Annotated in this window: 23 protein-coding genes and 1 tRNA gene; 10 read left to right on the top strand and 14 right to left on the bottom strand. The window is 63.6% G+C overall.

Annotated elements, in window-relative coordinates; translation table 11 throughout:
* Positions 1-21 precede the first annotated feature (21 nt).
* The 3 genes from ACXAG6_RS05400 to ACXAG6_RS05390 all read left to right on the top strand — a co-directional run bounded on the left by ACXAG6_RS05400 (position 22) and on the right by ACXAG6_RS05390 (position 4,439).
* Entirely contained in the window at positions 22-1,617 is a 1,596-nt protein-coding gene (locus ACXAG6_RS05400) for an FAD/NAD(P)-binding protein (protein WP_475335774.1), read from the top strand.
* Positions 1,618-1,811: 194 nt separating this feature from the next.
* Positions 1,812-3,368: a hypothetical protein gene (locus tag ACXAG6_RS05395; protein ID WP_475335771.1), complete on the top strand. Its 1,557-nt coding sequence runs from the start codon at positions 1,812-1,814 to the stop codon at positions 3,366-3,368.
* Between the two features lie 3 nt (positions 3,369-3,371).
* Positions 3,372-4,439 (top strand): glycosyltransferase family 2 protein, encoded by a 1,068-nt coding sequence (locus ACXAG6_RS05390; protein WP_475335769.1) that lies wholly within the window; start codon positions 3,372-3,374, stop codon positions 4,437-4,439.
* Here the strand turns inward: ACXAG6_RS05390 and ACXAG6_RS05385 are convergent, their stop codons facing one another.
* The 3 genes from ACXAG6_RS05385 to ACXAG6_RS05375 form a co-directional block, all read right to left on the bottom strand.
* The gene (locus tag ACXAG6_RS05385; protein WP_475335768.1) at positions 4,440-5,360 is read right to left on the bottom strand and encodes a lysylphosphatidylglycerol synthase domain-containing protein; all 921 of its coding nucleotides are present in this window, start codon (positions 5,358-5,360) and stop codon (positions 4,440-4,442) included.
* Positions 5,344-6,147, bottom strand: a complete 804-nt coding sequence (locus tag ACXAG6_RS05380) for a hypothetical protein (RefSeq protein ID WP_475335767.1) — start codon at positions 6,145-6,147, stop codon at positions 5,344-5,346. Before ACXAG6_RS05380 ends, ACXAG6_RS05385 begins: the two co-directional genes overlap by 17 nt.
* A gap of 106 nt (positions 6,148-6,253) precedes the next feature.
* Positions 6,254-6,330: transfer RNA gene (locus tag ACXAG6_RS05375), tRNA-Arg, on the bottom strand.
* A 107-nt stretch (positions 6,331-6,437) separates the two neighbouring features.
* Between ACXAG6_RS05375 and ACXAG6_RS05370 the strand changes: the two genes are divergently transcribed.
* The 4 genes from ACXAG6_RS05370 to arsB are packed head-to-tail and all read left to right on the top strand — an operon-like array spanning position 6,438 to position 10,541.
* A complete protein-coding gene (locus ACXAG6_RS05370) occupies positions 6,438-7,280 on the top strand; it encodes an arsenate reductase/protein-tyrosine-phosphatase family protein (RefSeq protein WP_475335764.1) in 843 nt (280 codons plus the stop codon).
* Complete coding sequence (locus tag ACXAG6_RS05365; protein WP_475335762.1) at positions 7,280-8,278, top strand: ArsJ-associated glyceraldehyde-3-phosphate dehydrogenase; 999 nt, start codon at positions 7,280-7,282, stop codon at positions 8,276-8,278. The genes ACXAG6_RS05370 and ACXAG6_RS05365 overlap by 1 nt, the downstream gene beginning before the upstream one ends.
* Positions 8,275-9,531, top strand: a complete 1,257-nt coding sequence (gene arsJ, locus ACXAG6_RS05360; protein ID WP_475335759.1) for an organoarsenical effux MFS transporter ArsJ — start codon at positions 8,275-8,277, stop codon at positions 9,529-9,531. Before ACXAG6_RS05365 ends, arsJ begins: the two co-directional genes overlap by 4 nt.
* Positions 9,528-10,541, top strand: coding sequence for an ACR3 family arsenite efflux transporter (gene arsB, locus ACXAG6_RS05355; protein WP_475335757.1), 1,014 nt, complete (start codon positions 9,528-9,530; stop codon positions 10,539-10,541). Before arsJ ends, arsB begins: the two co-directional genes overlap by 4 nt.
* On the opposite strand, the gene ACXAG6_RS05350 is transcribed toward arsB, so the two are convergent.
* On the bottom strand, positions 10,533-10,844 hold the full coding sequence (locus ACXAG6_RS05350; RefSeq protein ID WP_475335754.1) for an ETC complex I subunit: 312 nt from the start codon (positions 10,842-10,844) through the stop codon (positions 10,533-10,535). The two genes, arsB and ACXAG6_RS05350, sit on opposite strands and share 9 nt — an antisense overlap.
* Positions 10,845-10,944: 100 nt before the next feature.
* Positions 10,945-11,313, bottom strand: a complete 369-nt coding sequence (locus ACXAG6_RS05345) for a hypothetical protein (RefSeq protein WP_475335752.1) — start codon at positions 11,311-11,313, stop codon at positions 10,945-10,947.
* 95 nt (positions 11,314-11,408) lie between these two features.
* Between ACXAG6_RS05345 and uvrB the strand changes: the two genes are divergently transcribed.
* A complete protein-coding gene (uvrB, locus tag ACXAG6_RS05340; protein WP_475335750.1) occupies positions 11,409-13,616 on the top strand; it encodes an excinuclease ABC subunit UvrB in 2,208 nt (735 codons plus the stop codon).
* An 85-nt stretch (positions 13,617-13,701) separates the two neighbouring features.
* Here uvrB and ACXAG6_RS05335 read toward each other — a convergent pair whose 3' ends face one another.
* The 4 genes from ACXAG6_RS05335 to ACXAG6_RS05320 form a co-directional block, all read right to left on the bottom strand.
* Positions 13,702-14,469: a hypothetical protein gene (locus tag ACXAG6_RS05335; RefSeq protein ID WP_475335748.1), complete on the bottom strand. Its 768-nt coding sequence runs from the start codon at positions 14,467-14,469 to the stop codon at positions 13,702-13,704.
* A 110-nt stretch (positions 14,470-14,579) separates the two neighbouring features.
* Positions 14,580-14,669, bottom strand: a complete 90-nt coding sequence (locus ACXAG6_RS05330; protein WP_475335746.1) for a TFIIB-type zinc ribbon-containing protein — start codon at positions 14,667-14,669, stop codon at positions 14,580-14,582.
* An 85-nt stretch (positions 14,670-14,754) separates the two neighbouring features.
* Positions 14,755-15,075 (bottom strand): antibiotic biosynthesis monooxygenase family protein, encoded by a 321-nt coding sequence (locus ACXAG6_RS05325; protein ID WP_475335744.1) that lies wholly within the window; start codon positions 15,073-15,075, stop codon positions 14,755-14,757.
* A 55-nt stretch (positions 15,076-15,130) separates the two neighbouring features.
* Positions 15,131-15,538 carry a universal stress protein gene (locus tag ACXAG6_RS05320; protein WP_140012968.1) on the bottom strand — a complete coding sequence of 136 codons (408 nt, stop codon included), beginning with the start codon at positions 15,536-15,538 and terminating at the stop codon, positions 15,131-15,133.
* A 73-nt stretch (positions 15,539-15,611) separates the two neighbouring features.
* Here ACXAG6_RS05320 and ACXAG6_RS05315 point away from each other — a divergent pair, with 73 nt between their 5' ends.
* Positions 15,612-16,109, top strand: coding sequence for a HugZ family pyridoxamine 5'-phosphate oxidase (locus ACXAG6_RS05315; RefSeq protein ID WP_475335742.1), 498 nt, complete (start codon positions 15,612-15,614; stop codon positions 16,107-16,109).
* Positions 16,110-16,133: 24 nt separating this feature from the next.
* On the opposite strand, the gene ACXAG6_RS05310 is transcribed toward ACXAG6_RS05315, so the two are convergent.
* From ACXAG6_RS05310 to ACXAG6_RS05300, 3 genes are all read right to left on the bottom strand, one after another.
* Positions 16,134-18,425, bottom strand: a complete 2,292-nt coding sequence (locus ACXAG6_RS05310; protein WP_475335739.1) for a glycosyl hydrolase family 28-related protein — start codon at positions 18,423-18,425, stop codon at positions 16,134-16,136.
* Positions 18,426-18,606: 181 nt separating this feature from the next.
* Positions 18,607-19,011 carry a DUF4864 domain-containing protein gene (locus tag ACXAG6_RS05305; RefSeq protein ID WP_475335737.1) on the bottom strand — a complete coding sequence of 135 codons (405 nt, stop codon included), beginning with the start codon at positions 19,009-19,011 and terminating at the stop codon, positions 18,607-18,609.
* A 54-nt stretch (positions 19,012-19,065) separates the two neighbouring features.
* Positions 19,066-20,640, bottom strand: a complete 1,575-nt coding sequence (locus ACXAG6_RS05300; protein ID WP_475335735.1) for a lysine--tRNA ligase — start codon at positions 20,638-20,640, stop codon at positions 19,066-19,068.
* Between the two features lie 146 nt (positions 20,641-20,786).
* Here ACXAG6_RS05300 and ACXAG6_RS05295 point away from each other — a divergent pair, with 146 nt between their 5' ends.
* Positions 20,787-21,188, top strand: a complete 402-nt coding sequence (locus ACXAG6_RS05295) for a tellurite resistance TerB family protein (protein ID WP_475337923.1) — start codon at positions 20,787-20,789, stop codon at positions 21,186-21,188.
* A gap of 44 nt (positions 21,189-21,232) precedes the next feature.
* On the opposite strand, the gene ACXAG6_RS05290 is transcribed toward ACXAG6_RS05295, so the two are convergent.
* Together ACXAG6_RS05290 and dacB are read right to left on the bottom strand one after the other, a co-directional pair.
* Entirely contained in the window at positions 21,233-22,519 is a 1,287-nt protein-coding gene (locus tag ACXAG6_RS05290) for a PAS domain-containing protein (protein ID WP_475335732.1), read from the bottom strand.
* A gap of 93 nt (positions 22,520-22,612) precedes the next feature.
* A complete protein-coding gene (gene dacB / locus ACXAG6_RS05285) occupies positions 22,613-24,112 on the bottom strand; it encodes a D-alanyl-D-alanine carboxypeptidase/D-alanyl-D-alanine endopeptidase (protein WP_475335730.1) in 1,500 nt (499 codons plus the stop codon).
* Positions 24,113-24,125: the final 13 nt, after the last annotated feature.

Raw genomic sequence — 24,125 nt, 5'->3', positions numbered from 1 at the left:
GGATAGCCGAGAACTCTGGCCATGACAGACCAGATCGGCGGATGCCGCATTGCCATCATCGGAATGGGGCCAAGGGGCCTTGGCGCGGCCGAGGCGCTGGCCGCATGGCTGCCGGAGGCGCGGGTGGAGATCTTTGACCCGGTACGGCCCTGCGGTGCTGGGCCAAACTTTTCGCCCCGGGAGGCGGAGCTATGCCTGCTGAACCTGCCCATCCGCGAGGTGCGGATTGACGACGGCCCAGTGGGGGCCTTCGGGGACTGGCTGGGGGAGGCGGATGCTGAGCACTTTCCGCCCCGCGCTGACCTTGGGCGGTATTTTGCGGCGCGGTTCGAGGCGCTTCAGGCCCGCCTGCGCCCGCAGCTTCATGCCGCACGCGTCGAGGCGATTGAGCATAGGGGCGATGGCTGGTGGCTGCGTGCGGGTGGAGAGCACGGGCCCTTTGCCGAGGTTTTGCTGACCCAGGGCCAGCCGCGCTCTGCCCCCGATCCGCAGCTTGCGACATGGAGGGAACACGCGGAGCGCCATGATCTGCCCCTTCGCCCCGCCTACCCCGGCACCGCGCTGGCCGAGGCGGCGCAAGACTGGGCCGGCAAGGTGGTAGGCGTGCGCGGGCTGGGGCTATCAACGCTGGATGTGCTGCGGCTGCTGACGCTCGGCCAAGGCGGGCGGTTTGAGGGGGAGCGATACCTGCGCTCGGGGCGAGAGCCAGAGCGGATTGTGCCATTTTCGCTGGATGGGCACGCGCCTGCGCCCAAGCCCGCCGATGCCACGATCGACGAAGCGTTTGCGCCGGAGAGGGCGGAGACAGAGGCTTTTCTCACAGGACTGGAAGAGGCGGCCGGGATGGCCGCAGAAGCCGCGCTGGAACGGGTTTGCGCCACACTTGAGGCCCCGGTGGCCCGGCTGGCCAAGGTTTTGCGCGGGGAGGTTCGGGACTGGCTTGCGATGGAGCGAGAGGCCCCGGGCAGCCAAGAGACGCGCGGCGCCATAGAGGCGCTGAAGGCGCAGGTGGCGATGGCACGGGGCGCGCCGCCGGATGTGGGCTACGCGCTTGGGCAGCTTTGGCGCAAGTGGCAGGACGCCCTGCGGCAGGGCTTCAACCCGGCGCGCATGGCACCGGAAACGGCGGCGGCGCTGTTGAAGTTTGACGATGGGCTGAAGCGCTTCTCGTATGGCCCGCCGCTGCGCTCGGCGGAAGAATTGCTCGCGCTGATCGGCGCGGGCGTGGTGGACCTGCGGGCGGTGGACGACCCGGACATTCGGTTGGTGCCGGAGGGCTGGGTGCTGGATGGCGCCGCGGCGACACTGACGGCGCAGGCCATGGTGGATGCGGTGCTGCCCTCTCCTGCCCTCGCCCCGGTGACCGACCCGGCCCTCGCCGGGCTGCGCGAGGCCGGATGGCTGCATCCGCTGGCCGAAGGGCTGGGCGCGGCCACCTCAGCAGACGGGTTGGCCCTGACGCGCGACGGCCGCCCCGCCCCGGGCCTCGCGGTGCTGGGCCGGATGGCTGCCGGAAGCGTGATTGCCGTGGACTCGATTCACGATTGTTTCGGAGCCGCCGCCGACCGCTGGGCCGAGGGCGTGGCGGCGCGCGTACTGGACGCCGCCCCCGACTGACACAGGGCCGCTGCGCCCCTTTATTTACTTCATCTCAGAGCATCTTGGCGACCGGTTAATTGCTGGCCGGGCAATGCCTGCTGCCTTTGCAGAACTTCACCCATAAACGCCCCGCGAAGGACGCAATCCCGCCACCTTTTGTTTCCAAATTGGTGACAAAGACAGCGGTGAGACGCGACAAAGAAGGGGCAAACATGCAGACGGGTTCAACGCTCGCTCAGGACGGACATGGCCGTGCTCTATGGGCGCGGGCAGGCCAATCTGCCTTGCTGCCGGCTTTGATTGCCTTGCTTGCTGGCGGATTTGTTCAGGGGCTGATCTATCTCAACCATGATGTGGCCTGGGTGCTCAACTCTTCGGAGCGTTTGCTGGAGGGCGGCACCTTTGGGCGCGAGATCGTGGCGGCAAATCCGCCGCTGATCTGGTGGCTGAACGCGCCGGTGGCCGGACTAGCCGGGCTGCTGGGCAGCGATCCGGTGGCCACCTTTCGCGTAGTGGTGCTTGGGCTGCTTGCGTTGAGTCTTGCGGCCTTCAACCGCGCCCTGCCCGCCTCGCTCAACCAACTCCACCGCGCGGTCCTGCTTACCGGGCTGGCGCTTTTGCTGACACTCGGCGCCGGGCGTGACTTTGGCCAGCGGGAACATCTGGCTGTTGCGCTATGCCTGCCATGGCTGATGCTGATGGCCGCGCGCGCCGAGGGACGCCAAGTGCCGCGGCTGACGGCGGTGCTGGCAGGGCTGGCGGCGGGTGTGGGCCTTTGTTTCAAGCCACATTTCCTTGCGGTTCCGGTCTTTGTGGGCCTCTACGCAATGGTGCGCCAGCGCAGCTTGCGCCCGGTGCTGCGCATCGAGAGCGTAGTGATCGTGCTGACGGGCGTGGCCTATGTGGGCGCGACATGGGTGTTTGCACGTCCCTACCTCTCCGAGGTGGTGCCGCTGATTTCGCAGGTTTACTGGGGCTTCAGCCATTCAATTGCGCAGGTTGTTCTGGTTCAGCTTTCTCCCACCGTCCTGTGCCTCGTGGCGCTGCCAGTGGCGCTTGGGCGCGGGCGCTCTGCCGCGGCCATGGTGATGGCGCTGGCGGCAGCTGGGTTTCTGGTGGCGGCTTTGGCGCAGGCCAAGGGCTATAGCTATCATTTTTACCCGGTCACCGCGCTGGCCCTGCTTTCACTGGCGCTCACGACGCTTGCCCCCGTTGCCACATGGCACCGGATGGTGGCGGTTGGTGCCTTGGTGCTTGGGCTGGCGCTTCCGGCGCTTCAGAACACGCTTGCACTGAGACACCGTATGGCCGGGGGGGCATATGGCATCGACACCGGCTGCCTCGTCGGCATGGTGCAGCAGCATGTGCCCGAGGGCGGTGGGTTCATGGCCTTCTCGACGCACCCCTACCCCGGCTTCCCTGTGGCGAACTACAGCCACCGTCGGTGGGTCGCGGCCACCAACAGCCGGCTCTATCTACCCGCAATCGTGCGGCTGCGCGCGCAGGGCACCGCCACGCCCGAGGCCGCCCGGGTGCTGGCACTGGCCGAGCAGGCCGAACGCGCCGCTGCGCTGAAAGACCTGGCTAACCGTCCCGCGTTGGTGCTGATCGACGCCCGCGAACACCGCCACGCCATCGGCTCCCTGCCAATGGATTTTGAAGCCTTCTACACCGAGGATCCCGCCTTCGCGCGGATCTGGTCGGGTTATCAAGAAATCAACTCCTGTGTGCCAGGCATACGGGCATTCAAGCTGACCGAGGGAACCTGAACCATGCGCAGCTCACCGCTTTCCAACACCGCCGTCGTGATCCCTTGTTATAAGGCCGCAGGCAGTATCCGAGACGTTGTTGCCGAGGTGCCCGAGGGGATTGGGCGGATCTATTGCGTCAACGACGCCAGCCCCGACAATCTGGCCGAAGTGCTGGCCGAACTCGCCGCCGAAGACCCGCGCGTGCAGGTCGTGACCCATGAGGTCAACGGCGGCGTGGGCGCGGCGACCGTTACCGGCTATCGCGCGGCGATCGAGGGCGGGGCCAAGGTGATCGTGAAGATCGACAGTGATGGGCAGATGGACCCGCGCCTCATTCCGGCTCTGATCGAGCCGATCCTGCGCGGCGAGGCGGATTATGTGAAGGGCAACCGTTTCTTCGACATCGCCGGCGTGCAGAAAATGCCCACCGTGCGGCTGATCGGCAATGCGGGGCTGTCTTTCATGAGCAAGCTGTCCTCGGGCCTCTGGCACCTGTTCGACCCGACCAACGGTTTCACCGCGATCCACGCCGATGTGGCTGCGATCCTGCCGCTGGACAAGCTCCACAAGCGCTACTTCTTCGAGAGCGATCTGCTGTTTCGCCTCGGCACGGTCGGCGCAGCGGTGAGCGACGTGCCGATGGAGGCCGTTTATGGCGACGAGAAGAGCGGGCTGAGCGAGATGGACGCGCTGCTGAAGTTTCCGTGGCTTCATGCCCGCAACCTGATAACGCGGGTGTTTTACAATTACTTCCTGCGCGGCTTCTCCACCGCGTCGCTGATGCTGATGATGGGCACGCTGCTGTTTGCCTTCGGCGGCATCTACGGCGTGACCCAATGGATCGAGAGCGCGCGCAGCGGAGTGCCGGCCACGGCAGGCACCGTCATGCTCAGCGCCTTCCCGGTGTTGCTGGGGGTGCAGATGTTGCTCAACTTCCTTGGCCATGACGTGAGCGCCTCGCAGCGCCCGGCCGTGCATCCGCATATTGCCCGGGTTCGGGTGCTGAAGGCACGGCCGATGGGCGCGAGCGCAAAGGAAAAGGCGCAGGCCAAGGAGCCGGACAGGCTCGCGGCCACCGGCACACAGTAATCAGGCCAAGGCGCGCCCGGTCAGCCGGGTGACGGCCTCAATCACACCGCTGGCTGCAGCGTTGGAGAGCAGCAACAGCGGCCGGGCGACGATGGCCAGCGCCGCCGCCTCGGCCAGAGGCATGCCAAGAAACACAAGCACGCCTGCCGCGCCGGCTTCGGCCACACCAAGCCCGGCCAGCGAAAGCGCCAGCGCGCCGGCCACGTTTAGGCCCGCCAGCATGACCCAGGCCTCGAATGGCCCCAGGGGATGGCCCGCCGCCGCGAAGCCCGCCATAATCCCGCCTGAGGCGGTGAGCCAGATCAGCAGCGTGAGCAATGCGGCGGGCAGGCGGTTGGGCGCAAATTGCGCTGGCTCAGGTGGCGGCACTTTGCGAAGGCGGCGCAACAGACGCCCGGCGAGCGCCACGGTGACATCGGAGAAGTAGAGCGCGGCGCAGCACACCGCCGCCCCGGTCCCGGCCAGCAGCGGCACATGCCCGGTGCCCGCGAGCCCAGCGCAGCCCAGCCCGAGAACGGCACAGATATCACGCAGCCGCGCCCCGGCGATCAGTGCTGCTGCCGGGACGGTGCCCAGGCCCACCATGCGTTTTGCGAGCAGTGGAAAAGCTAGGTCTCCCGCGCCGGAGGGCGAGAGGATGAACACCAGTTGGTGACGCCCGGCAAGCGCCACCCAGCGCCATCCGCCCGAGCTTCGGTCTGTGCCTTTGACGGTGTCCGCGGCGGTGCCAAGGGCAGGCGCGAGAAGGCGAAGCTGCGCGCCCCGCAACGCCAGCACGGCGACATAGGCCGCGACAGCGGGCAGCAGCAGCACGGGGCGGATGGTGGAAAGGTCGACGGTGCCAATGTCGGCAACCCAGAGCACCAGCGCCAGAAGCACAGCACTGACGACGAGGGCAAGAGCGCTACGCCTTGAGATCATAGCCGAACTCCGCCGCCGCCGCGCCGCAGATGGCGCGCTCGGCAGCGGCATTGCGCAGGTTGACCCCGGGCGGCGCGGGGTTGACCCGTTGGCCGAACTCCTCGGGATCGACGCTTGCGGGTGGCTCCAGTTGGAGCACATCGAACACCTGCGTCATCGCCGCGTCACGCCGCGTGGCATCGCCTGAAAATATATCTTCACTGCGCACAAGCGCGTAGGCCTCGGCCTTGCTCGCAACAGCCGCGATGCGCTGGTTGCACCAGACCCAGCGGTGCAGGCTTTTCTCAAAAGGGGTAAGCCCGCGCCAGCCCGCAGGACGGGGCGACGGGAAGGGTTTGGCGAAGGGCACATAGTCGATCACGTGGCGATAGCGGCTGGAGGCCTTGAAGGTGGTCATGGACTGCGCCCAGCCGCCCGGCTCTCGCACCACGTGGACGATGCGCAGGGGCCGGGTTGGGTGGGGTAGCAGGTCTGTCACCGCGCAGAGAAAGGGATTTACCTCCACCCGCTTGCCTACCGCGCCGTGAAAGGCCTGCTGGTGCCGCCGCGCCAGCCAACGCGCGGCCCCGCCCATGAGGCCGAAATCGTTGCGCAGGTTGCCGAGCATCATCAGCGAACGGGTGGGCGCTGGCTCGTGCTCGATGGACACGTCGGGGAAGTGCCGGTTTATCAGGTTTTCCAGAAAGACGGTGCCTGTGCGCCCGGCTGAAAGCACATAATAGAGCGGGCGCGCATTTTCATCGCTTGAGGGCGCAGCTGTGTGGGAAGGGGCGTTCATCGGGCTCATCGCTGCTGGTTAGCCTGTCTTTGAGGCAAAGAATAGCCGGGGGCGGCCCCATCCGGAAGCCAGGTGGCGCGTGAGACACGGGCTGGCGGCGATATGCCGGCTAAACTGGCGATCCCACGAGGACTCGAACCCCGAACCTGCTGATTAGAAGTCAGCTGCTCTATCCAGTTGAGCTATGGGACCGCTTGCGACGTGGTAGCCCGCAGGCGGGGAGTGGTCAACGCGGGCGGCGTGGCGGTGTCATGAAAACTTCACTTGGGTCTCGCTACTATTTCGTTTATTCGTGAAATATGGAAAAAGTGATTCCCGACCGTCTGACAATTCTTGGCCACCCCCAGCGGCTGGCCTTGTTTCGGCTGCTGATGCGCCGCTACCCCGACCGCCTGCCAGCGGGGGAGATCGCGGAGGCGATGGGGCTGAAGGCCAGCACGCTCAGTGCCTATCTTTCGGCGCTGAATGGGGCTGGCCTTGTCACCCAGACGCGGGCGGGCACATCGCTGCTCTATGCGATTGATATGGCAGGCGTGCGACAGACCTTTGAATATCTCCTGCTTGATTGCTGCCGGGGCCGCCCGGAGCTTTGCGCCACTTTCCCTGACCTCATAACCCAAGGAAACGACCCGATGGCTGACCGCAAATACAACGTGCTGTTCATCTGCACCGGAAATTCTGCCCGCTCGATCTTTGCCGAAACCCTGCTGCGCGATGCGGCGGGCGAGCGGTTTAACGTGTTCTCCGCCGGCACGCGGCCACAATCGGAGCTGAACCCCTTTGCGGTGCGGCTGCTGGAGGAAAAGGGGCATGACGTTGGGCACCTGAGGGCGAAGAACGTGGATGAGTTTACCGGGCCGGATGCGCCGGACCTCGATTTCGTGTTCACTGTCTGCAACCAGGCCGCCAACGAGGAATGCCCAGCATGGGAAGGCCAGCCGGTGAGCGGGCATTGGGGGATGGAAGACCCGGTGAAGGTGGAGGGCACGGACGCCGAGAAGGCGCTGGCCTTTCAGCAGGCCTACGGCGCGCTGAAGCACCGGATCACCGCCTTTACCGCACTGCCGCTGGCCACGCTGGACCGGATCGCGCTGCAATCGGCTGTGGATGAGATTGGCCGCGAGAAGGAGGACCACGCCTGATGACCACCTATGCTGTGAACGGCCTTGGCCGGATCGGGAAGCTGGCGTTGAAGCCGCTGCTGGAGAAGGGCGCGAAGATTGCCTGGATCAATGACGCGGTGGGCGATGCGGCGATGCATGCGCATTTGCTGGAGTTCGACACGGTGCATGGGCGCTGGGATGCGGAATTTGCCAGTGACGAGCAGAGCGTGACGATTGATGGCGTGCGGCTGCCGTTCATCGGCACGCGCGAGTTGGACGCGCTGCCGCTTGAGGGCGTAGACGTGGTGATCGACTGCACCGGCGTGTTCAAGAGCGAGGCCAAGCTGGCGCCCTACTTCAAGGCGGGTGTGAAGAAGGTGGTGGTATCGGCCCCGGTGAAGGACGGGCCGACGGCGAATATCGTGATCGGGGTGAATGACGAGAGCTATGACGCCGAGTCGCACAGCATCGTCACCGCCGCCTCCTGCACCACCAATTGCCTCGCGCCGGTGGTTAAGGTGATTCACGAGGGGCTCGGCATTAGGCATGGCTCGATCACCACGATCCATGACGTGACCAACACGCAAACCATCGTGGATCGCCCCGCGAAAGACCTGCGGCGGGCGCGTTCGGCGCTGAACTCGCTGATCCCGACGACGACGGGCAGCGCCACCGCGATTACGCTGATTTACCCCGAGCTGAAGGGGCGGCTGAATGGCCATGCGGTGCGGGTGCCGCTGCTGAATGCGTCGCTGACCGATTGCGTGTTCGAGGTGGAGCGGGAGACGACCGCCGAGGAGGTGAACGAGATGTTCCGGGTGGCCTCCGAGGGGGAGTTGAAGGGCATTTTGGGCTACGAGACCCGGCCGCTTGTTTCGACCGATTACACCAATGACCAGAGGTCGAGCATCGTCGATGCGCCCTCGACCATGGTGGTGAACGGGACGCAGGTGAAGGTCTATGCCTGGTATGACAACGAGATGGGCTATGCCCACCGGCTGGTGGATGTGGCGCTGATGGTGGGGGCCTCGCTTTGAGCAAGCCTGAGGGGCTCTCGGCCTATATTGCTGTTACCGCCGCCTATTGGGCCTTCATGCTGACGGACGGGGCGCTGCGGATGCTGGTGCTGCTGCACTTTCACACGCTGGGCTTTTCGCCGGTGCAGTTGGCCTATCTCTTCGTGCTCTACGAGGTGGCCGGGATGGTCACCAACCTCTCCGCCGGGTGGATCGCCGCGCGCTTTGGCCTGGTGGCAACGCTCTACGCGGGGCTGGGCTTGCAGGTGGTGGCGCTGCTGGCGCTGACGCTGCTTGACCCGGGTTGGGCCGTGGGCGCCTCTGTTGCCTTCGTGATGTGTGTTCAGGGCGCGAGCGGGGTGGCGAAGGATTTGGCGAAGATGTCTTCCAAGTCTGCCGTGAAGCTGCTTGCGCCTTCGGAGAAGGGCGGGTTGTTTCGCTGGGTTGCGGTGCTGACCGGCTCGAAGAACGCAGTGAAGGGGCTTGGCTTTTTGCTTGGCGCGGCGCTGCTGGCGGTGATCGGGTTCACCGGGGCGGTGCTGGCGATGGCGGTGGTGCTTGGCGTGATATTGGCGGCGATCGTGGTGCTGATGCCGAGCGGTCTGCCGACTGGGCGCAAGGGAGCGAAATTCTCTGAAGTGTTCTCGAAATCGGCCAATGTGAACTGGCTTTCTGCCGCGCGTGTGTTTCTGTTCGGGGCGCGGGACGTGTGGTTTGTCGTCGGTATCCCGATCTACTTTTACGCCGTGCTTTCAGACGGCACGGAAGAGGGCAACCGGGCGGCGTTTTTCATGATCGGCACGTTCATGGCGGTTTGGGTGATCCTCTATGGCGCGGTGCAGGCCGCCGCGCCCCGACTGCTGCGGGCGGCGGAGCGTGATGAGGGCGACCTGATCCGAGCGGCGCGGGGCTGGGCGGGGGCGCTGTTTGTGGTGCCTGCCGCGCTGACGGCCGCCGTGCTCGCCTCGCCCGAGCCGCAACCGTGGCTGACGGCCACGCTGGTTGTGGGATTGCTCGCTTTTGGTGCGCTCTTTGCCGTGAACTCATCGCTGCATTCCTACCTCATCCTCGCCTTCACGCGGGCCGAGCGGGTGACGATGGATGTGGGGTTTTACTACATGGCCAATGCAGGCGGACGGCTGCTGGGCACTGTGCTTTCTGGCCTGACCTACCAGATCGGAGGGCTGGCCCTTGTGCTGGGCACCGCAGCCGTCATGGTGGCGCTCGCCGCGCTGCTCTCTGGCCGGCTCGATGCGGAGGCGCAACCGGCGTGAGTGTTTTTGAACGTTACCTGACCGTCTGGGTCGCGCTGGCCATGGCCGGGGGCATCGCCCTTGGCGCAGCGCTGCCTGCATTGGTGCAGCTTGTGGCGGCGGCGGAGGTGGCGCGGGTCAACCTCGTGGTGGCCGTGCTGATTTGGGCGATGGTCTATCCAATGATGGTGGGGGTGGACCCGGCGGCGCTAAAGTCGGCAGTGAAGCAACCCAAGGGGCTGGCAATTACGCTAGCAGTAAACTGGCTGATCAAACCCTTCAGCATGGCACTGCTGGCGGTGCTGTTCTTCGATTACGTCTTCGCGCCGTGGATCGCACCGGAGGATGCGGCGCAATACACCGCCGGGCTGATCCTGCTGGGCGCGGCCCCCTGCACGGCGATGGTTTTTGTATGGTCGCAGCTGACCAAGGGCGACGAGAATTACACGCTGTTGCAGGTGAGCGTGAACGATGTAGTGATGGTCTTTGCCTTTGCGCCCATCGTGGCTTTTTTGCTGGGTGTGACCGACATCGAGGTGCCTTGGGAGACGCTTTTGCTTTCGGTGCTGCTCTTTGTGCTGTTGCCACTGGTGGCCGGCGTGCTGACCCGGAAGCGGCTGGCCACGGCAGAGCGGATTGCGGGGTTTCAGAATAGGGTGAAACCTTGGTCGATGATCGGGCTGATTGCGACGGTGGCGATATTGTTTGCGCTGCAGGGGTCAACGATTTTGGCCCGCCCGCAGGTGATTGCGCTGATCGCGGTGCCGATCATCCTGCAGAGCTACGGGATCTTTGCGCTGGCCTATGCCGCTGCTTTTGCGCTGAAGGTGCCGCACCGGATTGCTGCGCCCTGTGCGCTGATCGGCACCTCGAACTTTTTCGAGCTGGCAGTGGCGGTGGCGATCTCGCTCTTCGGGCTCAACTCAGGCGCGGCGCTGGCGACCGTTGTAGGCGTGCTGGTAGAGGTGCCGGTGATGCTGTCGCTCGTGGCCTTCGCCAACCGGACGCGGGCGCGGTTTGGCTCAGTGTGACCAAGGCTCACGGCGGGCGGTGGAGAAGTTTTCGCCGTAGCCGCCGGGGCGGATGTTGGGCTTGCGCTTTTGCGGCTCTGTCACCACCGCGTCGATGCCATGCTCCTTGGCATAGTCCAGCGCCTCCTCCTTGGAGGAAAACCGCAGGCGCACCTGTGCTTGGGTGTCGCCCGAGCCCGTCCAGCCCATGAGCGGATCAAGCTCGCGGCTTTCGGAGGGGCCATAATCGAGCACCCAGCCCTTGGTTTTGGCGGTGCCGGATTGCATGGCGTTGCGGGCGGGCTGGTAGATGCGGGCGCGCATGTGGCAGGTCTCCTGGCTGATGCGGTTGATATATGTGGCAAAAGGGGGGCTCGGCGCAAGGGCGATGCGTTGAAAATCCTGCCTTCTGCCCCCGCCCGGCTCAGGCCCGCCGCAACGCCGACAGGGCCATGCCAGCCAGCAGCAGCTCTGACGCCACGCCCAGCAGCAGCCGCAGACCTGCCGCCCCGCGCAGCACCTCCACCACCCCGAGCGCCGCCATCGCCAGCATGATCCCGATCACGCAGAGCGGCAGCACCCGTTGCTCTGCCCGCCCCTGTGCCCCGGCAGAGAGCGCGGCAAACCCCGCGACCCCGAGGTAGACGACCCCGGCGCGGCGCGCCATCACCCCCGCCCCCGGCTCCGCAGGCAGGTCGAAGACCATGAAGAACAGGCCCGGCGAGACCAGAAGGCATAGCCCCATTCCGGCAAAACAGGCCGAGATGAGCAGAGCGAAGGGGCGATATGGCATGGCGGTTCCTGACGGCTCCTGACAGTTCGTTGTCAGCATGGGTCTTTACACCGGGCGGTGATGGCACAACTTAGACCTGACGAAGGAGCCTGCCCATGCCCTATGCCCATAACGATGGCTCACAGAGCCTTCCGCCGATTTTGCACTCGCCCGCCCCCGATGTGAAAACCCGGGAAAAGCTGGAGGGTGGCAAGAAGCTCGTCATGCACACCGAGTTTTCGGCGGCGGGCGACCAGCCGACAGCGATTGTGGAACTCAGCGAGGGCGTGAAGAACGGTGAGCGCGATCAGGTGCTGCTGGGGGCGACGGGCACCGGCAAGACCTTCACGATGGCCAAGGTGATCGAGGAAACCCAGCGCCCGGCGATCATCCTTGCGCCGAACAAGACGCTGGCGGCCCAGCTTTATGGCGAGTTCAAAGGGTTCTTCCCCGAAAACGCGGTGGAGTATTTCGTTTCGTTCTACGACTACTACCAGCCCGAGGCCTATGTGCCGCGCTCGGACACCTATATTGAGAAGGAAAGCCAGATCAACGACCAGATCGACCGGATGCGCCACTCGGCCACCCGGGCGCTGCTGGAGCGCGACGATGTGATTATCGTTGCCTCGGTGTCCTGCATTTACGGCATCGGTAGCGTTGAGACCTACGGGGCGATGACGCAGGATTTGCACGTCGGCAACGACTACGACCAGCGCAAGGTGATCGCCGATCTGATCGCGCAACAATACAAGCGCAACGATCAAGCGTTTCAGCGCGGCACCTTCCGGGTGCGGGGCGATGCGCTGGAGGTTTGGCCGGCCCACCTTGAAGATCGTGCGTGGCGGCTGAGCTTTTTTGGCGAAGAGCTGGAGAGCCTGACAGAGTTTGACCCGTTGACCGGCGAAAAGGCCGGGACGATGGAGAAGGTGCGGATCTACGCCAATTCGCACTACGTGACGCCCAAGCCGACGATGCAGCAGGCCATCACCTCCATCAAGAAGGAGCTGCGGGTGCGGCTCGACCAGCTGGTGGGCGAGGGCAAGCTGCTGGAGGCGCAGCGGCTGGAGCAACGCACCAACTTCGACATCGAGATGCTGGAGGCCACCGGGGTTTGCAACGGGATCGAGAATTACTCGCGCTACCTGACGGGCCGCGCGCCGGGTGAACCGCCGCCCACGCTGTTTGAGTTCATCCCCGACCATGCCATTGTTTTCGCGGATGAAAGCCATGTGTCGGTGCCGCAGATCGGCGGCATGTACAAGGGCGACTACCGGCGCAAGTTCACGCTGGCGGAGCATGGCTTCCGCCTGCCCTCCTGCATGGACAACAGGCCTCTCAAGTTTGAGGAATGGGACGCAATGCGGCCCCAGTCGGTGTTCGTGTCGGCCACCCCGGCGGCATGGGAGCTTGAGCAAAGCGGCGGAGTGTTTACCGAGCAGGTGATCCGCCCCACCGGCCTGCTCGACCCGGTGATCGAGATCCGCCCGGTGGATACGCAGGTGGACGATGTAATGGACGAGATCCGGCAGGTCTCGGCCAAGGGCTACCGGACGCTGGTGACCACGCTGACCAAGCGCATGGCCGAAGACCTCACCGAATACCTGCACGAGCAGGGCATCAAGGTGCGCTACATGCACTCGGATATCGACACCATCGAGCGCATCGAGATTTTGCGAGATCTGCGCCTTGGGGCGTTTGACGTGCTGATCGGCATCAACCTGCTGCGCGAGGGGCTGGATATTCCGGAATGCGGGTTGGTGGCGATTCTGGACGCCGACAAGGAGGGCTTTCTGCGCTCGGAGACCTCGCTGATTCAGACGGTGGGCCGCGCCGCGCGGAATGCGGATGGCCGGGTGATCATGTATGCCGACCGGATCACCGGCTCTATGGAGCGCGCGATGCGCGAGACGGACCGGCGGCGGGCCAAGCAGATTGCCTATAACGAGGAACACGGGATCACCCCCGAGACGGTGAAGAAGAACGTCGAGGACGTGCTGGCCGGGCTCTACAAGGGCGACGTGGATATGAACCGGGTGACGGCGAAGGTGGATGCCGTTGGGACCGGGGCGAACCTGCAGGCGCACCTCGACGGGCTGCGCGACAAGATGCGCAAGGCGGCGGAGAACCTTGAGTTCGAGGAGGCCGCGCGGCTGCGCGACGAGGTGAAACGGCTGGAGGCTGTTGATCTGGTGGTGTCGTCAGACCCGCTGGCCCGGCAGTCGGCGGTGGATGCGGCTGTGGAGGCGGGGCAGAAGGCTTCGGGGCGGAGCACGGCCGGGAGGCCGGGGCAGCGTGGGGGGAATGTTAAGAGGCGGGGGAGGTAGAACGCGGACTAGCGCCTATACAAACATGTCCCCTATATTAGTGAGAAAGCCTCCATTGAAGGAGAACCTAAGTACCCTCGATCGACTAGCCGCAACCAATGGCAACCCAATTCAGTATCCAGTTAGCCTCATTCGAGTATCGTATTATATCTTCAGTGTTACCGTCATACCATTTGATATAAAGGCGAAAACTATCGCTTTCTGGCCGATAGACTGCATTCACACCAATCAGAGACCAATGACCGCCATTGGCTGAAATGCTCGCAAGATATGTTGGAGTGCTAGTCATACCTGCAGCCGAAGTATCAACTTCAGTCCACGCAGCGTTTTTCTGATTCTCGTAGTATCTAAGTGTATTTGCGTTTAGCCAATGCGATCCGGAGAAAACCTTGGCCTGCCCACATGAGGCATCTGTAACCAGAGCTGCAACCGATCCGCCACGTTCGTAAGAGTAGCTGCGCCAAAGCGCCACGACCGCCAATACCCCAATCAACAACAACCCAACGCAAACGGCAAAAATGAGCTTTGAGAGTGTAGATGCATTATTTTTCTTTTGGTGATCTTTAATCTCACTTACGGTTGCGAGAATTTTAACTTGCTCCTCTCGGACCTTCTTCAATTGAGAGAAGTCACCACTGTCAATCAGCGCAGCGAGCAAAGCAATGTCATGGTTGTGCCTTTGAACTACGCGCGGCAACTCATCAGGAGACATCTGGGCTATGTCATCTGCGTCGGGCTCGACGATCCAACCGGCCTCCCCGTCGGACGCCTTCACACTTTGGTTCTTGCCATCTCCATCGGCCACTTTGTCCTCTCTAGTACTCGGTGGCGGATCAATGTGATCATCTTCCATTGGCAAACCTAAGATACAGAAAATCTATGGATCAATACTTTCAGCGAGGACTCAATGGAGTCAATATCGCTTGACCAAGCTCCACACACGGAGATGAAGCCCTCAAGAATTCATTTGCCGCGGCATTGGGGGCAGAAGTCGATTTCGATGCCGGTGCGGTCGGCCATCGAGAGGGAGATGTTGCAGTGGGGGCAGTTCATGGGCTGTCCTTTCGCGATTAGCGTTCAGGAGACAGGTATGAACCGGGGAGCGGGGTTTGTAGGGGGTGGCGGGACGCGGCCCGCTCTAGGGGAACACCGCGCCAACCTCATACATCACCGGCTCGAAGCTTTTGACCATGCCGTGGATCACCCGGTTGCGCTCGCGCATCTCCTTTGTGCGCAGCATGGCCTGAAAATCCTCGCGCCGCTCCCATTGAGAGTAGTTCGCGATCCGGGTTTGGGCGTCATTCATGTGCAGGGCGGCGGCCTTGAAGCCGGGGCTCTTGGAGATCACCTCGGCGTAGGCTGATTTCAGGGCATCCAGCACATCTTCGCAGGTGCCCGGCGTGACCTCGAAGGTGGTCAGCACGGTTTGGTAGCTGTTGTCGGTGGCAATCGTCGGCATGGGCACTCCTCCTCCCCCAAGCCTAGCGGAAGGGGGAGACGGAGCAAGCCCTGCGCTACCGGATCACATGCACGCAGCACTTTGCATGGCGCACCACCCGGGCCGCTGTGGAGCCGAGGAAGTAATCCTGCAGGCCGGGGCGGTGAGAGGCGATGACGATGAGATCGGCGCCCATGCGCCCGGCCTCTTCAAGGATCGTGCGGCCGGAGTGGCCTGTCACCACATGGGGGGTTACATCCTTATGGTCTCCGAGCTTGGCAGCGAGGGCGTGCATCACGCTCTTGCGGGCCTCAACGATCAGCGACTCGTCGAGATAGGTGGAGGCATAGCTCGGCACCTCCTCGATCACGTGAAGCGCGGTGATGGTGCCGCCTGGCGCCAGCAGGGCCTTGGCGATGTCGAGCGCGGCGCTGCTGTCGCGGCCTTCTTCAAAGGCGATCGGGACGAGAATTGTGGAATACATGAGTTTGGCCCTCCTTACCTGGCTGTCGGATTTAGGATAGGCTGGGCGGAGTGCAGCCGCCTTGACCTGAATCATGACCGATCCCATCCGCCCGACCGACGATGAAGCCCGCGCCATGGCCCGCGCGCTGCTGGACGATGCCCGCTTTGGCGCGCTGGGGGTGCTGGACGGCGGGGTGCCGATGGTCAGCCGGATCGCAGTGGGCAGCGATGCGGGCGGCGGGCCGGTGACGCTTGTTTCATCGCTCTCGGCGCATACCGGCGCGCTGCGGGCCGAGCCGGTGTGTTCGTTGATGGTGGGTGAGCCGGGGCCGAAGGGTGACCCGCTGACGCATCCTCGGCTTTCGCTGCAATGCATAGCGCGGTTCGTGGAGCGGCAGAGCGAAGCCCACGCCGCCCTGCGAGCGCGGTGGCTGGAGAGCCATCCGAAGGCGAAACTCTACATTGATTTCGGGGATTTCGGCTTTGTCGCGCTGGAGGTGCAGGGCGCGTTTTTGAACGGCGGGTTTGGCAAGGCCTTTCGACTGACGCCCCAGGATCTAAGCTTGGCGGACCGGCCCCGCACCGGGTGATGCGGAGCCGCGCGCCAAGACGCGTCAGTTGGGGTTGTCGACCCGCCCGATGACCTGAACGCGGCCGGTGCAGGCGCTCTCCCACTCCAAGTCTACCTTCTGCTGGGTCGCCCCGCGCTCGACCCGCACATAGGGCATGGACCAGAGCTTGCCGCCCACGGATTTGTCGATGGAGTTCTCGGCCACCACGCTCTCGACGTTGCGGATGCGTCCGCCAAAGGGCATGTAATCGCCAAAGTTCAACGTCCAGGTGCTTGCGGCTGTGTTCTGATCGAACTGGAGCATTACTGGGCTGACCGTCATCTGGTTAATTCCATTGAAGGTGTTGGAATGGAACTGGATGTTGCGGAACCGGCCATAGTCGAACCCGGCGTAGCTTTCATCCACCTGTTCCACCCGGTCGATGGAGCCGTTCACCGTTTTGAAGGTGTTGCCCGTCACCGTGAGCCCGTGGATGAAGTGCCCGCCCCCGAAGGGCTTGATGACAAAGAAGGTGAACCACGGCGCGGCGTTGGTGCAGAAGAAGACGTTGTTTTGCACCGTGAGCGCGCCGAAGGAATAGCCCGAGTTGTAATCAGGCGTCGCGTCATGCTCGTTGGTCCACTCGATGAAGTTGTTGTCGACGTAGTTGGAGTTGATCGTCGATAAGACATTGACCGTGGTGAAGACGACCCCCGCCGAGCGCAGGCCCTGATTGACGCCGTCGCCCTGAAACCAGTGGTTGCCTTGGATGATGTAGTTGCTCCCGCCCAGCACGAGGAAGTGCAGGAAGCGCACGGCACGGCAATCGCGGACCTTGGCATCGTTGGAATTGATGTTGACGGCGATGGTCGTGCGGTCTTGCACATCTTCGCTCTGCTCGGAGCTGAGAAACTGGCAGCGGTCCAGCTGCATGCCTTGGCACGCGCCGCCGATGGAGGTGATGCCACGGTCTTTCGGGGCGGTGATGAAGCAATCGCGGATGTGAAAGTTCAGCCCGTCCTGCGGCAGCATGATGGCCGAGGCCTTGGATGAGCACTGAAACTCGATGTCGGCAAATACGAACTTGTCCATGTTCACCATTCCGGAAAAATCGAGCATGTATTTGAACCGGGTGAAGGTGAAGTTCTGTGTGCCCGCCGCACCGTAGAGCGACTTGTTGAGCGTCACCGTTTGAGCGCCGACGTTCTTGGACTTCACGTAAACCTCGCGGCCCACGCCCGCGCCGGTCACAAGGCTGCCCAGCTCGATATTGGCCACATTGGTAACGCCTGTGAGGGTTTTGCTATCGGAGGTGGTGTAGGTGGCTTGGGAGGTGACAACCGTATCATCCCAGGCTGTGGAGGTTGATGCCTGAAACTGGCCATTGCGGATAACCCGGCGGATCAGGAAGGCATCCTGATTGTCGACAGCGGCGCGAATGTCGATTGGCTCGGTAAGGTCGACCTTGCGACCGCCCATGTCGAGGCTGTCATGGTCGTTGAAGTTGAACAGCGACTGGATCGCCTTTTCAAACGCCAGCCGCTCATCGCCGAAGGCGTCGATATAGGTGGGCAGGTCGAAGTTTTTCTTCAGCGACAGGCGCTTGTCGTCGGGCATCACGAGGGTGCCGACAAAGCGAACGGGATTATCCATGGTGATGGTGCTGCCGATGTAATAGGTGCCCTCCGGCACAAGCACGGCCCGACCGTTTGCAGCATTATCGGCGGCGTTGAAGGCGGCGGTATCGTCGGCCACACCGTCGCCCACGGCGCCAAAATCTCGGACGTCGACCCAATCCATCATGTCGCGCAGGAAGGCGGAGGTGATGTCTTCGACCACGAGATCATCAATGCGCACGGTGCCGCCGTTGGGGCCGGTGAGATCGAGGCCGATGTGGGCGTAGAGCACATCGGTTGTCCACGGCATGTGCACACCTGTGCGATTGGCGGTGCCTATGATGGCGGAGACTTCCACAACCTCGCCGTAGGAGGTGAGGCTGACGGATGGGCCGGTTTCATCGAGGCCGGTCACATGGGCGCTGCCCGCGCCGCCGGCCCAGGCTGCGATGCGCACTGCGGGAAGGTTGCCTGCCACCGCTTTCACCCGCGCCGTCACCCGAAGGTAACAGCCCGGCAGGATCGGGGTTTCGCCCATGTAGCGCAGCTTTTGGGTGCTGCTGGTTTTGGTCAGCTCAAGGCAGCCGGCGAAATCGGAGTCCGACGGCACCTGCGCGGCGCCTGGGTCTCCATCATAGGTGGCGCTGCCGGGCGTGCCGTTTTCCTTGGACCACACATACAGCCCGCCCGAAAACGGTGGCGGCATGAAGACGATCCCGTCAGTGATAGCCTTGTTCATCGCAAAACCCCTTTGTCTGCTCTGGGCCGCTTCAGACATGCGGCCACCACCCGGCGCCCGCGGCATGGGGCGGGGCAGGTCTCGATTGTCGTCGTGAGTGCGGAATGGTCCGGCGCGATGCCGGTGCGCAGTTCGGTTTAAGGGGTAAGGTTAAAGGGTTGGTAACCTTGGAGTACGCACCTCAGGCGGCGACATCCGGCGCGGGGATAAAGCTGACGCCATCAATCAGCCAGCCGCCCTGCCCGTCTGGGATCATCTCGTATTCCAGCGCGTGGTAGCGGCCTTCGGCATCGCGGATCGTGACCGTTTGATAGATGCTACTGCCCTCGGTGCGCCGGGTGCCGAAGGTGACGGCATCGGGGCGGTGGACCATGGGATAGCCCTCGCGGACCATGGCGCCGAAGTTCTCGGGCGTTTGGAAGTAGCCTTTGATCATCGGGGAGGCGAAGGTGAAGGCGCGGGCATAATCGTCGGCCTCGAAGGCCTCGAGCTGCTGCCCGATCACATCAGGGATGGCGCTTGGCTCCTGCGCCTGCGCGGCGGGCGCGGCGAACAGAAGGGTGAGAATGACGACCAGAACACGCATGAGGCTACCTCCCTTGACCTCAAGGAAGATAGCTCAACGCGGGTGTTCGGCAAATCAAACCAGCTCGCCCGCCAGTGCCTTGTCGATCAGCGCCACGGTTTCATCCACGCCGTAGAGCGCGATGAAGCCACCGAAGCGCGGGCCTTGGTCGGCCCCCAAGAGTACCTGATAGAGCGCCTTGAACCAGTCGCGCATCGGGTCAAACCGCTCGCGGCCCACCTCGTAGACGATACCTTGCAGGCCTTCTGCATCCTGCCCGCCGTCCCATGCCTTCAGCTTGTCGCGCAGCTCTTCGAGCGCCTCGCGCTCTTGGTCGGTTGGGGCGCGGAACTGGCGCGTGGGGGCGACGAAATCTTCGAAATATTTCACCGCGAAGCCTGCTGCGGCGTCGAGATCGGGATGGGTTTCGGGCTCGGCACCCGGGGCGTAACGGCGGATGAAGCCCCAGAGGGTTTCCTTGTCTTGCGCGCCGGAGACCGAAGCGAGGTTGAGCAGCATGGAGAAGGGCACCACCATGTTCGACACCGGCGGCTTGCCCTCGTGGATGTGCCAGACCGGGTTGGCCAGCTGTGCCTTGGCCTCCTGATCGGGGAAGGCGCGGAGTTGCTGGTGGTATTCGTCCACCATCTTGGGGATCACATCCCAATGCAGGCGCTTTGCCGTTTTGGGTTTTTGATACATGAAGTAGCTGAGGCTCTCGGTCGCCGCATAGGTCAGCCATTCGTCGATGCTGATGCCATTGCCCGAGGACTTGGAGATTTTCTGGCCCTTGTCGTCGAGGAACAGCTCGTAGGTGAAATGCTCAGGCTTCTTACCGCCGAGGATCTCGCAGATCCGATCGTAGATCGGCGTGTTGGTGGAGTGGTCCTTGCCATACATCTCGAAGTCGACGTCGAGCGCGGCCCAGCGGGCGCCAAAATCGGGCTTCCATTGCAGCTTCACGTTACCGCCAGTCACCGGCAGCGTCCATTCGCGGCCCTCTTCGTCATCAAAGGTGATCGTGTGCTCCTTGGCGTCCACGTGCTTCATCGGCACGTAGAGCACCCGGCCCGTCTCAGGGTGAATCGGCAGAAAGATCGAATAGGTCTGCTGGCGCTCTTCGCGCAGGCTCTTCAGCATGACTTTCATCACATCGTCATAGCGCTCGACGGCCCGGCGGAGCACCTCGTCAAAGCGGCCGTCCTTGTAGAAATCGGTGGCGGAGATGAACTCGTAGTCGAATCCGAAGGTATCGAGGAAGCGGCGGAGCATGGCGTTGTTGTGGTGGCCAAAGCTCTCGTGGGTTTCGAAGGGGTCGAAGACCGAGGTGAGCGGGCGCTGCATGTCTTCGGCCATGCGCTCTTGGTTGGGCACGTTGCCTGGCACCTTGCGCATGCCGTCCATGTCATCGGAGAAGCAGATGAGCTTGGTCGGCATGTCTGAGATCACCTCGAAAGCGCGGCGGATCATCGTGGTGCGCAGGACCTCGCCGAAGGTGCCGATGTGTGGCAGGCCACTCGGCCCGTAACCGGTTTCGAAGAGCACGTGGTCTTTCTTCGGCGGGGTCTTCTCGATGCGTTTGAGCACGGCCCGCGCTTCTTCGAAGGGCCAGGCTTTACTTTCCATCGCGATTTGCCGCAGTTCGGACATCTGTTCGTGCTTTCCTTTCCGGGGGCACCCCATGTGCCGCCCGCCGGTGCTTGCTATTGCGGCACCGCGGCAAGGTCAATAAAACAGGCGCATTGCAATGCCCGCACAGCAGAAAGAGGCCCCACGTGAGCGAAGATACCTCCTCGATGACGTCGCAGGACTGCCTTGTGGCGGTGATGATCGCGGTTTCGGCCTCCGATGAGGCCATTCGCACCACCGAGTTGCTCACCATTGAGCGGATCGTGAATCACCTGCCGGTCTTTGCCGATTACGACCTTGACCGTGTGCGCGGCGTCTCTGCCACGGTGTTTGACCTGTTTGAAGCGGAGGACGGGCTGGATGCGCTGTTTGGCCTGATCCGTGACGGGTTACCGGCGCGGCTCTATGAAACAGCCTATGCGCTGGCCTGCGATGTCGCAGCCTCGGACGGCAAGTTGCAGGAGGCCGAGTTGGCCTTCCTTCAGGAGATGCGCTACGAGCTCAACATTGACAGGCTGCATGGCGCCGCGATCGAGCGCGGCGCGAGGGCGCGGCACCTGACCCTGTAATCAGCGGCTTTGGGTGGCCTGCCCCAGCGGCAGGGATGCTGCCTTCAGGCCGCCTCTGTGGGAGCACTGGCGGGCTGCGGGGCACCAGCAACGCCCCCCACTTCCAGCGAGCGGGCGGCTTTGAGGACAGCGCTGGTGATGGCGCCGATCTTGTCCAACCTGTCTTCAAGCTCGGATTGAAACCTGTCGAGCTGGTCGATGATCGCCATCAGGCTCTCGTTGTGGTCGGGCAACCGGGCGCTTTCGATCTTGCACATCATCCGGGTAGTAGAGAGGCCCGCGATCAGACGCTTCATGTCGCCAACCGCGCGCCCGAAGGTTGTTGCCTCGCGCTCCACGGTGTTCAGGTATTCATCCGACAACTCGCGGTATTTCTGCGAAACCTCATGCAGCCGGTCCTTTTCCGCGAGCCGGTCGCCACCCTCCGGCATGTCGTCGGCCTCGGAATCAAACTGCACCTGCGCCTCCTCCATCACACGCGCCGTGGCGCTCAGCATCCGGCTGCGGCTAACGGCGTGGCGCAGGGAGGAAAAGGCACTGTCTTTGCCGAGAATGAACTTGTCGACCCAGTTGGATATCTCCTTGGACATCGACCCGTAGTTGGAAGAAATCGCCGCAATCGGCCCGCCGGAAGCCTCAAGGCGGGAGGCAAGGATGCGCATGTTGTGCGGCACTGCCTCAATCGCGCTGAAGGTTTCGCACAGTGCATCGGTGTGGGCTCTCGCCTTGCGCACAGCGGTGGCGACATCGGCAAAACTTCGCGCCCGCTCACTGGCCTTGCGGCCCAGCTTGACGTCACGCGCGGCAAGCTCTTTGGCCAGGCTTGAGGCCATGAAATGCTCAAAATTGGTATAGCCGAGTTCGTTCAACCGTTTGACGATCAGGTCCGCGCTTTCAGCCGGGGTGAGGCCTTGCTCCTGCTCCAGTTTGAGAATGCGGGCATATTCCTGCGCGCAGTGATCGAAGAGTTCGCTCGACGGCTTGATGCGCACGGAAATGTAGCCGCCGCCGGGCATGGGTGAAACCACGGCGTAGACCCAGTAATAGAGCCCGTCGGCTGCGCGATTCTTGACGTAGCCAGAAACCAAACGCTCGGCCTTCAGCCGCTCCCAGAACAGGTGGAAGAACCCCTTGGGCATGTCCGGGTGGCGGATGACCTTGTGCGGGGCACCGATCAGCTTGGACCAGGGATGTGCCGACACCCGTTGAAAGATCTGGTTGCCAGCCTGAATGACCCCCCGTTCATCGGTGCGCGAAAAGAAAATTTCGTCAAACCCGAAGGGGGCCTCTCCCGTGGTCGGGCGTTGCGCTTGGCTTTGGGGTTCGGTCATTGGGCCTCCGCCGATACGACAGGAGCGCAGAGACTCGCCCCGTTGCCACAGCCTTACGCGAGGAGCCTTTTCGTTTGATTAACGGCGTTCAGATCAGCCGGTATAAAGCGCCGCCCAGCGCTCGATCAGCCGCAGCTGCAGGTTCTTCGCCCGCTTGTTCCACGCTGCGCCGCCCTCTGGCCGTTCCCGCTCGGCCTTGCTCAGGCGGCGGCGGCGTGGCTCATCGGCCATGAACATCGAAAAGGCGAGGTCTGTGCCATCGGGTGCACGCACGTAGCCCGCCAGCGCGGACACGAAGTTGAGCGTTCCGGTTTTGGCGACGATCTGCAGCGGGTGGCCATCAAGCACCTTGCCGGCCGAGTTGCGCATCGGGATGGGCTTGAGCAACGAGCGCAGGCCCAGTTTGGGGGCCAGCGTTGTGAGCGCCTCGACCATCTCTCGGCACGAAATCTCCGACGCGTCGCCAAGCCCGGAGTGGTCTACAAACCGCGCCTTGTTTGTTCCGACCCGGGCAGAGAGCCAACGGCTCATGTCGCCCGCAGAATCGCGCAGGCTGCGGGGCACCCTGCCGCCGCGCGCAGAGGCTGTCATGCCGACGACCTCGGCGGTGAGGTTGGTGGACCATTTCAGCATGTCGCGCATCACGGTCGACAGTTCGTCTGACAAGACCCGCGCCAGCACCTTGCCATCGGGTCGGCGTGCGACCGGATCACCCAGTTCAACCCGCACGCCCTGCGCCGCGGCCAGCGCCTGAAACACCTCGCCGGCATAGGCTCCGGGGTTGCGCACAGGCAGCCAGCGCGAGCCGCCCTTGCCCAGCGCCTTGCTCGCCACCGTCCAGCGATCCACCCCGCCGCGCTGCTCGTATGTGTAGACGGGCAGGCTACGATTGGCGACGTCCATGCGCGCCGTTCGGACAGTGGGGCGATACTTGTCGGAGCGTGCATCCATCGCAACCGAATAGCCGCTGCCGGCGCGCTTCCACTCAAAATGCACCCGGTTGTAGTTGAGGTTCAGCCCGGAGATTCCGGGGGAATAACCGACATGGTCGGGCTGTCCCGGATCAATCGTTTGCAGGTGAGGCAGGGCGCCCTCGTAGATTCGCAGGCGGCCAGTGGCGCCGCTCACCCCGGCCTGACGCATCCGCGCGGCGAGCTCGGCCAGCTTGTTGGTATCCAGCGTCGGATCGCCGGTGCCGGACAGCACGATATCGCCCTGCACCACCCCGCCCGACACGGGGCCGGTGGCGATGACATCGGTGGAAAAGCGGAAACCCGGGCCCAACCGCTCCATCGCATAAAGCGCGGTGATGGCCTTGGCGGTGGATGCGGGCGGCAGGGGCAGGAGCGGGTTGTGCGCTTCAAGCACCTGCCCCGAGCGGGCGTCGGCCACCACGAAGCCCACCTTGCCATCGAGCTTTGCCGCGTTGATCAGCGCCTCGGCGGCGGTGGAGTGGCGTGCCTGCCCGTTGCTCCCGGTCGGCTTGGCGACAGGCCGCAGAGAGCGCTCGGGCGCCTCCGCCAAAGAACAGGAGGCGGCTGAGGTCAGCAGGCCGGCCAGAACGAAGCGGCGGGAGAGGGTGGGGGCATCCATGACGGCGAAGAAA

The sequence above is a fragment of the Vannielia sp. ABF1_015 genome (assembly GCF_056160745.1).
The sequence above is the reverse complement of the archived record's forward strand: the minus strand, read 5'-3'. Positions and strand labels throughout refer to the sequence as shown.

What these genes read in the sequence shown, in the direction of transcription:
- ACXAG6_RS05390 (WP_475335769.1), top strand. Translation starts at nt 3,372, where the DNA reads ATGCGCAGCTCACCGCTTTCCAACACCGCCGTCGTGATCCCTTGTTAT.
- ACXAG6_RS05335 (WP_475335748.1), bottom strand. Translation starts at nt 14,469, where the DNA reads ATGGAAGATGATCACATTGATCCGCCACCGAGTACTAGAGAGGACAAA.
- ACXAG6_RS05345 (WP_475335752.1), bottom strand. Translation starts at nt 11,313, where the DNA reads ATGCCATATCGCCCCTTCGCTCTGCTCATCTCGGCCTGTTTTGCCGGA.
- uvrB (WP_475335750.1), top strand. Translation starts at nt 11,409, where the DNA reads ATGCCCTATGCCCATAACGATGGCTCACAGAGCCTTCCGCCGATTTTG.
- ACXAG6_RS05305 (WP_475335737.1), bottom strand. Translation starts at nt 19,011, where the DNA reads ATGCGTGTTCTGGTCGTCATTCTCACCCTTCTGTTCGCCGCGCCCGCC.
- ACXAG6_RS05385 (WP_475335768.1), bottom strand. Translation starts at nt 5,360, where the DNA reads ATGATCTCAAGGCGTAGCGCTCTTGCCCTCGTCGTCAGTGCTGTGCTT.
- ACXAG6_RS05315 (WP_475335742.1), top strand. Translation starts at nt 15,612, where the DNA reads ATGACCGATCCCATCCGCCCGACCGACGATGAAGCCCGCGCCATGGCC.
- ACXAG6_RS05380 (WP_475335767.1), bottom strand. Translation starts at nt 6,147, where the DNA reads ATGAGCCCGATGAACGCCCCTTCCCACACAGCTGCGCCCTCAAGCGAT.
- ACXAG6_RS05325 (WP_475335744.1), bottom strand. Translation starts at nt 15,075, where the DNA reads ATGCCGACGATTGCCACCGACAACAGCTACCAAACCGTGCTGACCACC.
- ACXAG6_RS05350 (WP_475335754.1), bottom strand. Translation starts at nt 10,844, where the DNA reads ATGCGCGCCCGCATCTACCAGCCCGCCCGCAACGCCATGCAATCCGGC.
- ACXAG6_RS05365 (WP_475335762.1), top strand. Translation starts at nt 7,280, where the DNA reads ATGACCACCTATGCTGTGAACGGCCTTGGCCGGATCGGGAAGCTGGCG.
- ACXAG6_RS05330 (WP_475335746.1), bottom strand. Translation starts at nt 14,669, where the DNA reads ATGAACTGCCCCCACTGCAACATCTCCCTCTCGATGGCCGACCGCACC.
- ACXAG6_RS05300 (WP_475335735.1), bottom strand. Translation starts at nt 20,640, where the DNA reads ATGTCCGAACTGCGGCAAATCGCGATGGAAAGTAAAGCCTGGCCCTTC.
- ACXAG6_RS05370 (WP_475335764.1), top strand. Translation starts at nt 6,438, where the DNA reads ATGGAAAAAGTGATTCCCGACCGTCTGACAATTCTTGGCCACCCCCAG.
- ACXAG6_RS05295 (WP_475337923.1), top strand. Translation starts at nt 20,787, where the DNA reads ATGACGTCGCAGGACTGCCTTGTGGCGGTGATGATCGCGGTTTCGGCC.
- ACXAG6_RS05310 (WP_475335739.1), bottom strand. Translation starts at nt 18,425, where the DNA reads ATGAACAAGGCTATCACTGACGGGATCGTCTTCATGCCGCCACCGTTT.
- ACXAG6_RS05395 (WP_475335771.1), top strand. Translation starts at nt 1,812, where the DNA reads ATGCAGACGGGTTCAACGCTCGCTCAGGACGGACATGGCCGTGCTCTA.
- ACXAG6_RS05400 (WP_475335774.1), top strand. Translation starts at nt 22, where the DNA reads ATGACAGACCAGATCGGCGGATGCCGCATTGCCATCATCGGAATGGGG.
- ACXAG6_RS05290 (WP_475335732.1), bottom strand. Translation starts at nt 22,519, where the DNA reads ATGACCGAACCCCAAAGCCAAGCGCAACGCCCGACCACGGGAGAGGCC.
- dacB (WP_475335730.1), bottom strand. Translation starts at nt 24,112, where the DNA reads ATGGATGCCCCCACCCTCTCCCGCCGCTTCGTTCTGGCCGGCCTGCTG.
- ACXAG6_RS05320 (WP_140012968.1), bottom strand. Translation starts at nt 15,538, where the DNA reads ATGTATTCCACAATTCTCGTCCCGATCGCCTTTGAAGAAGGCCGCGAC.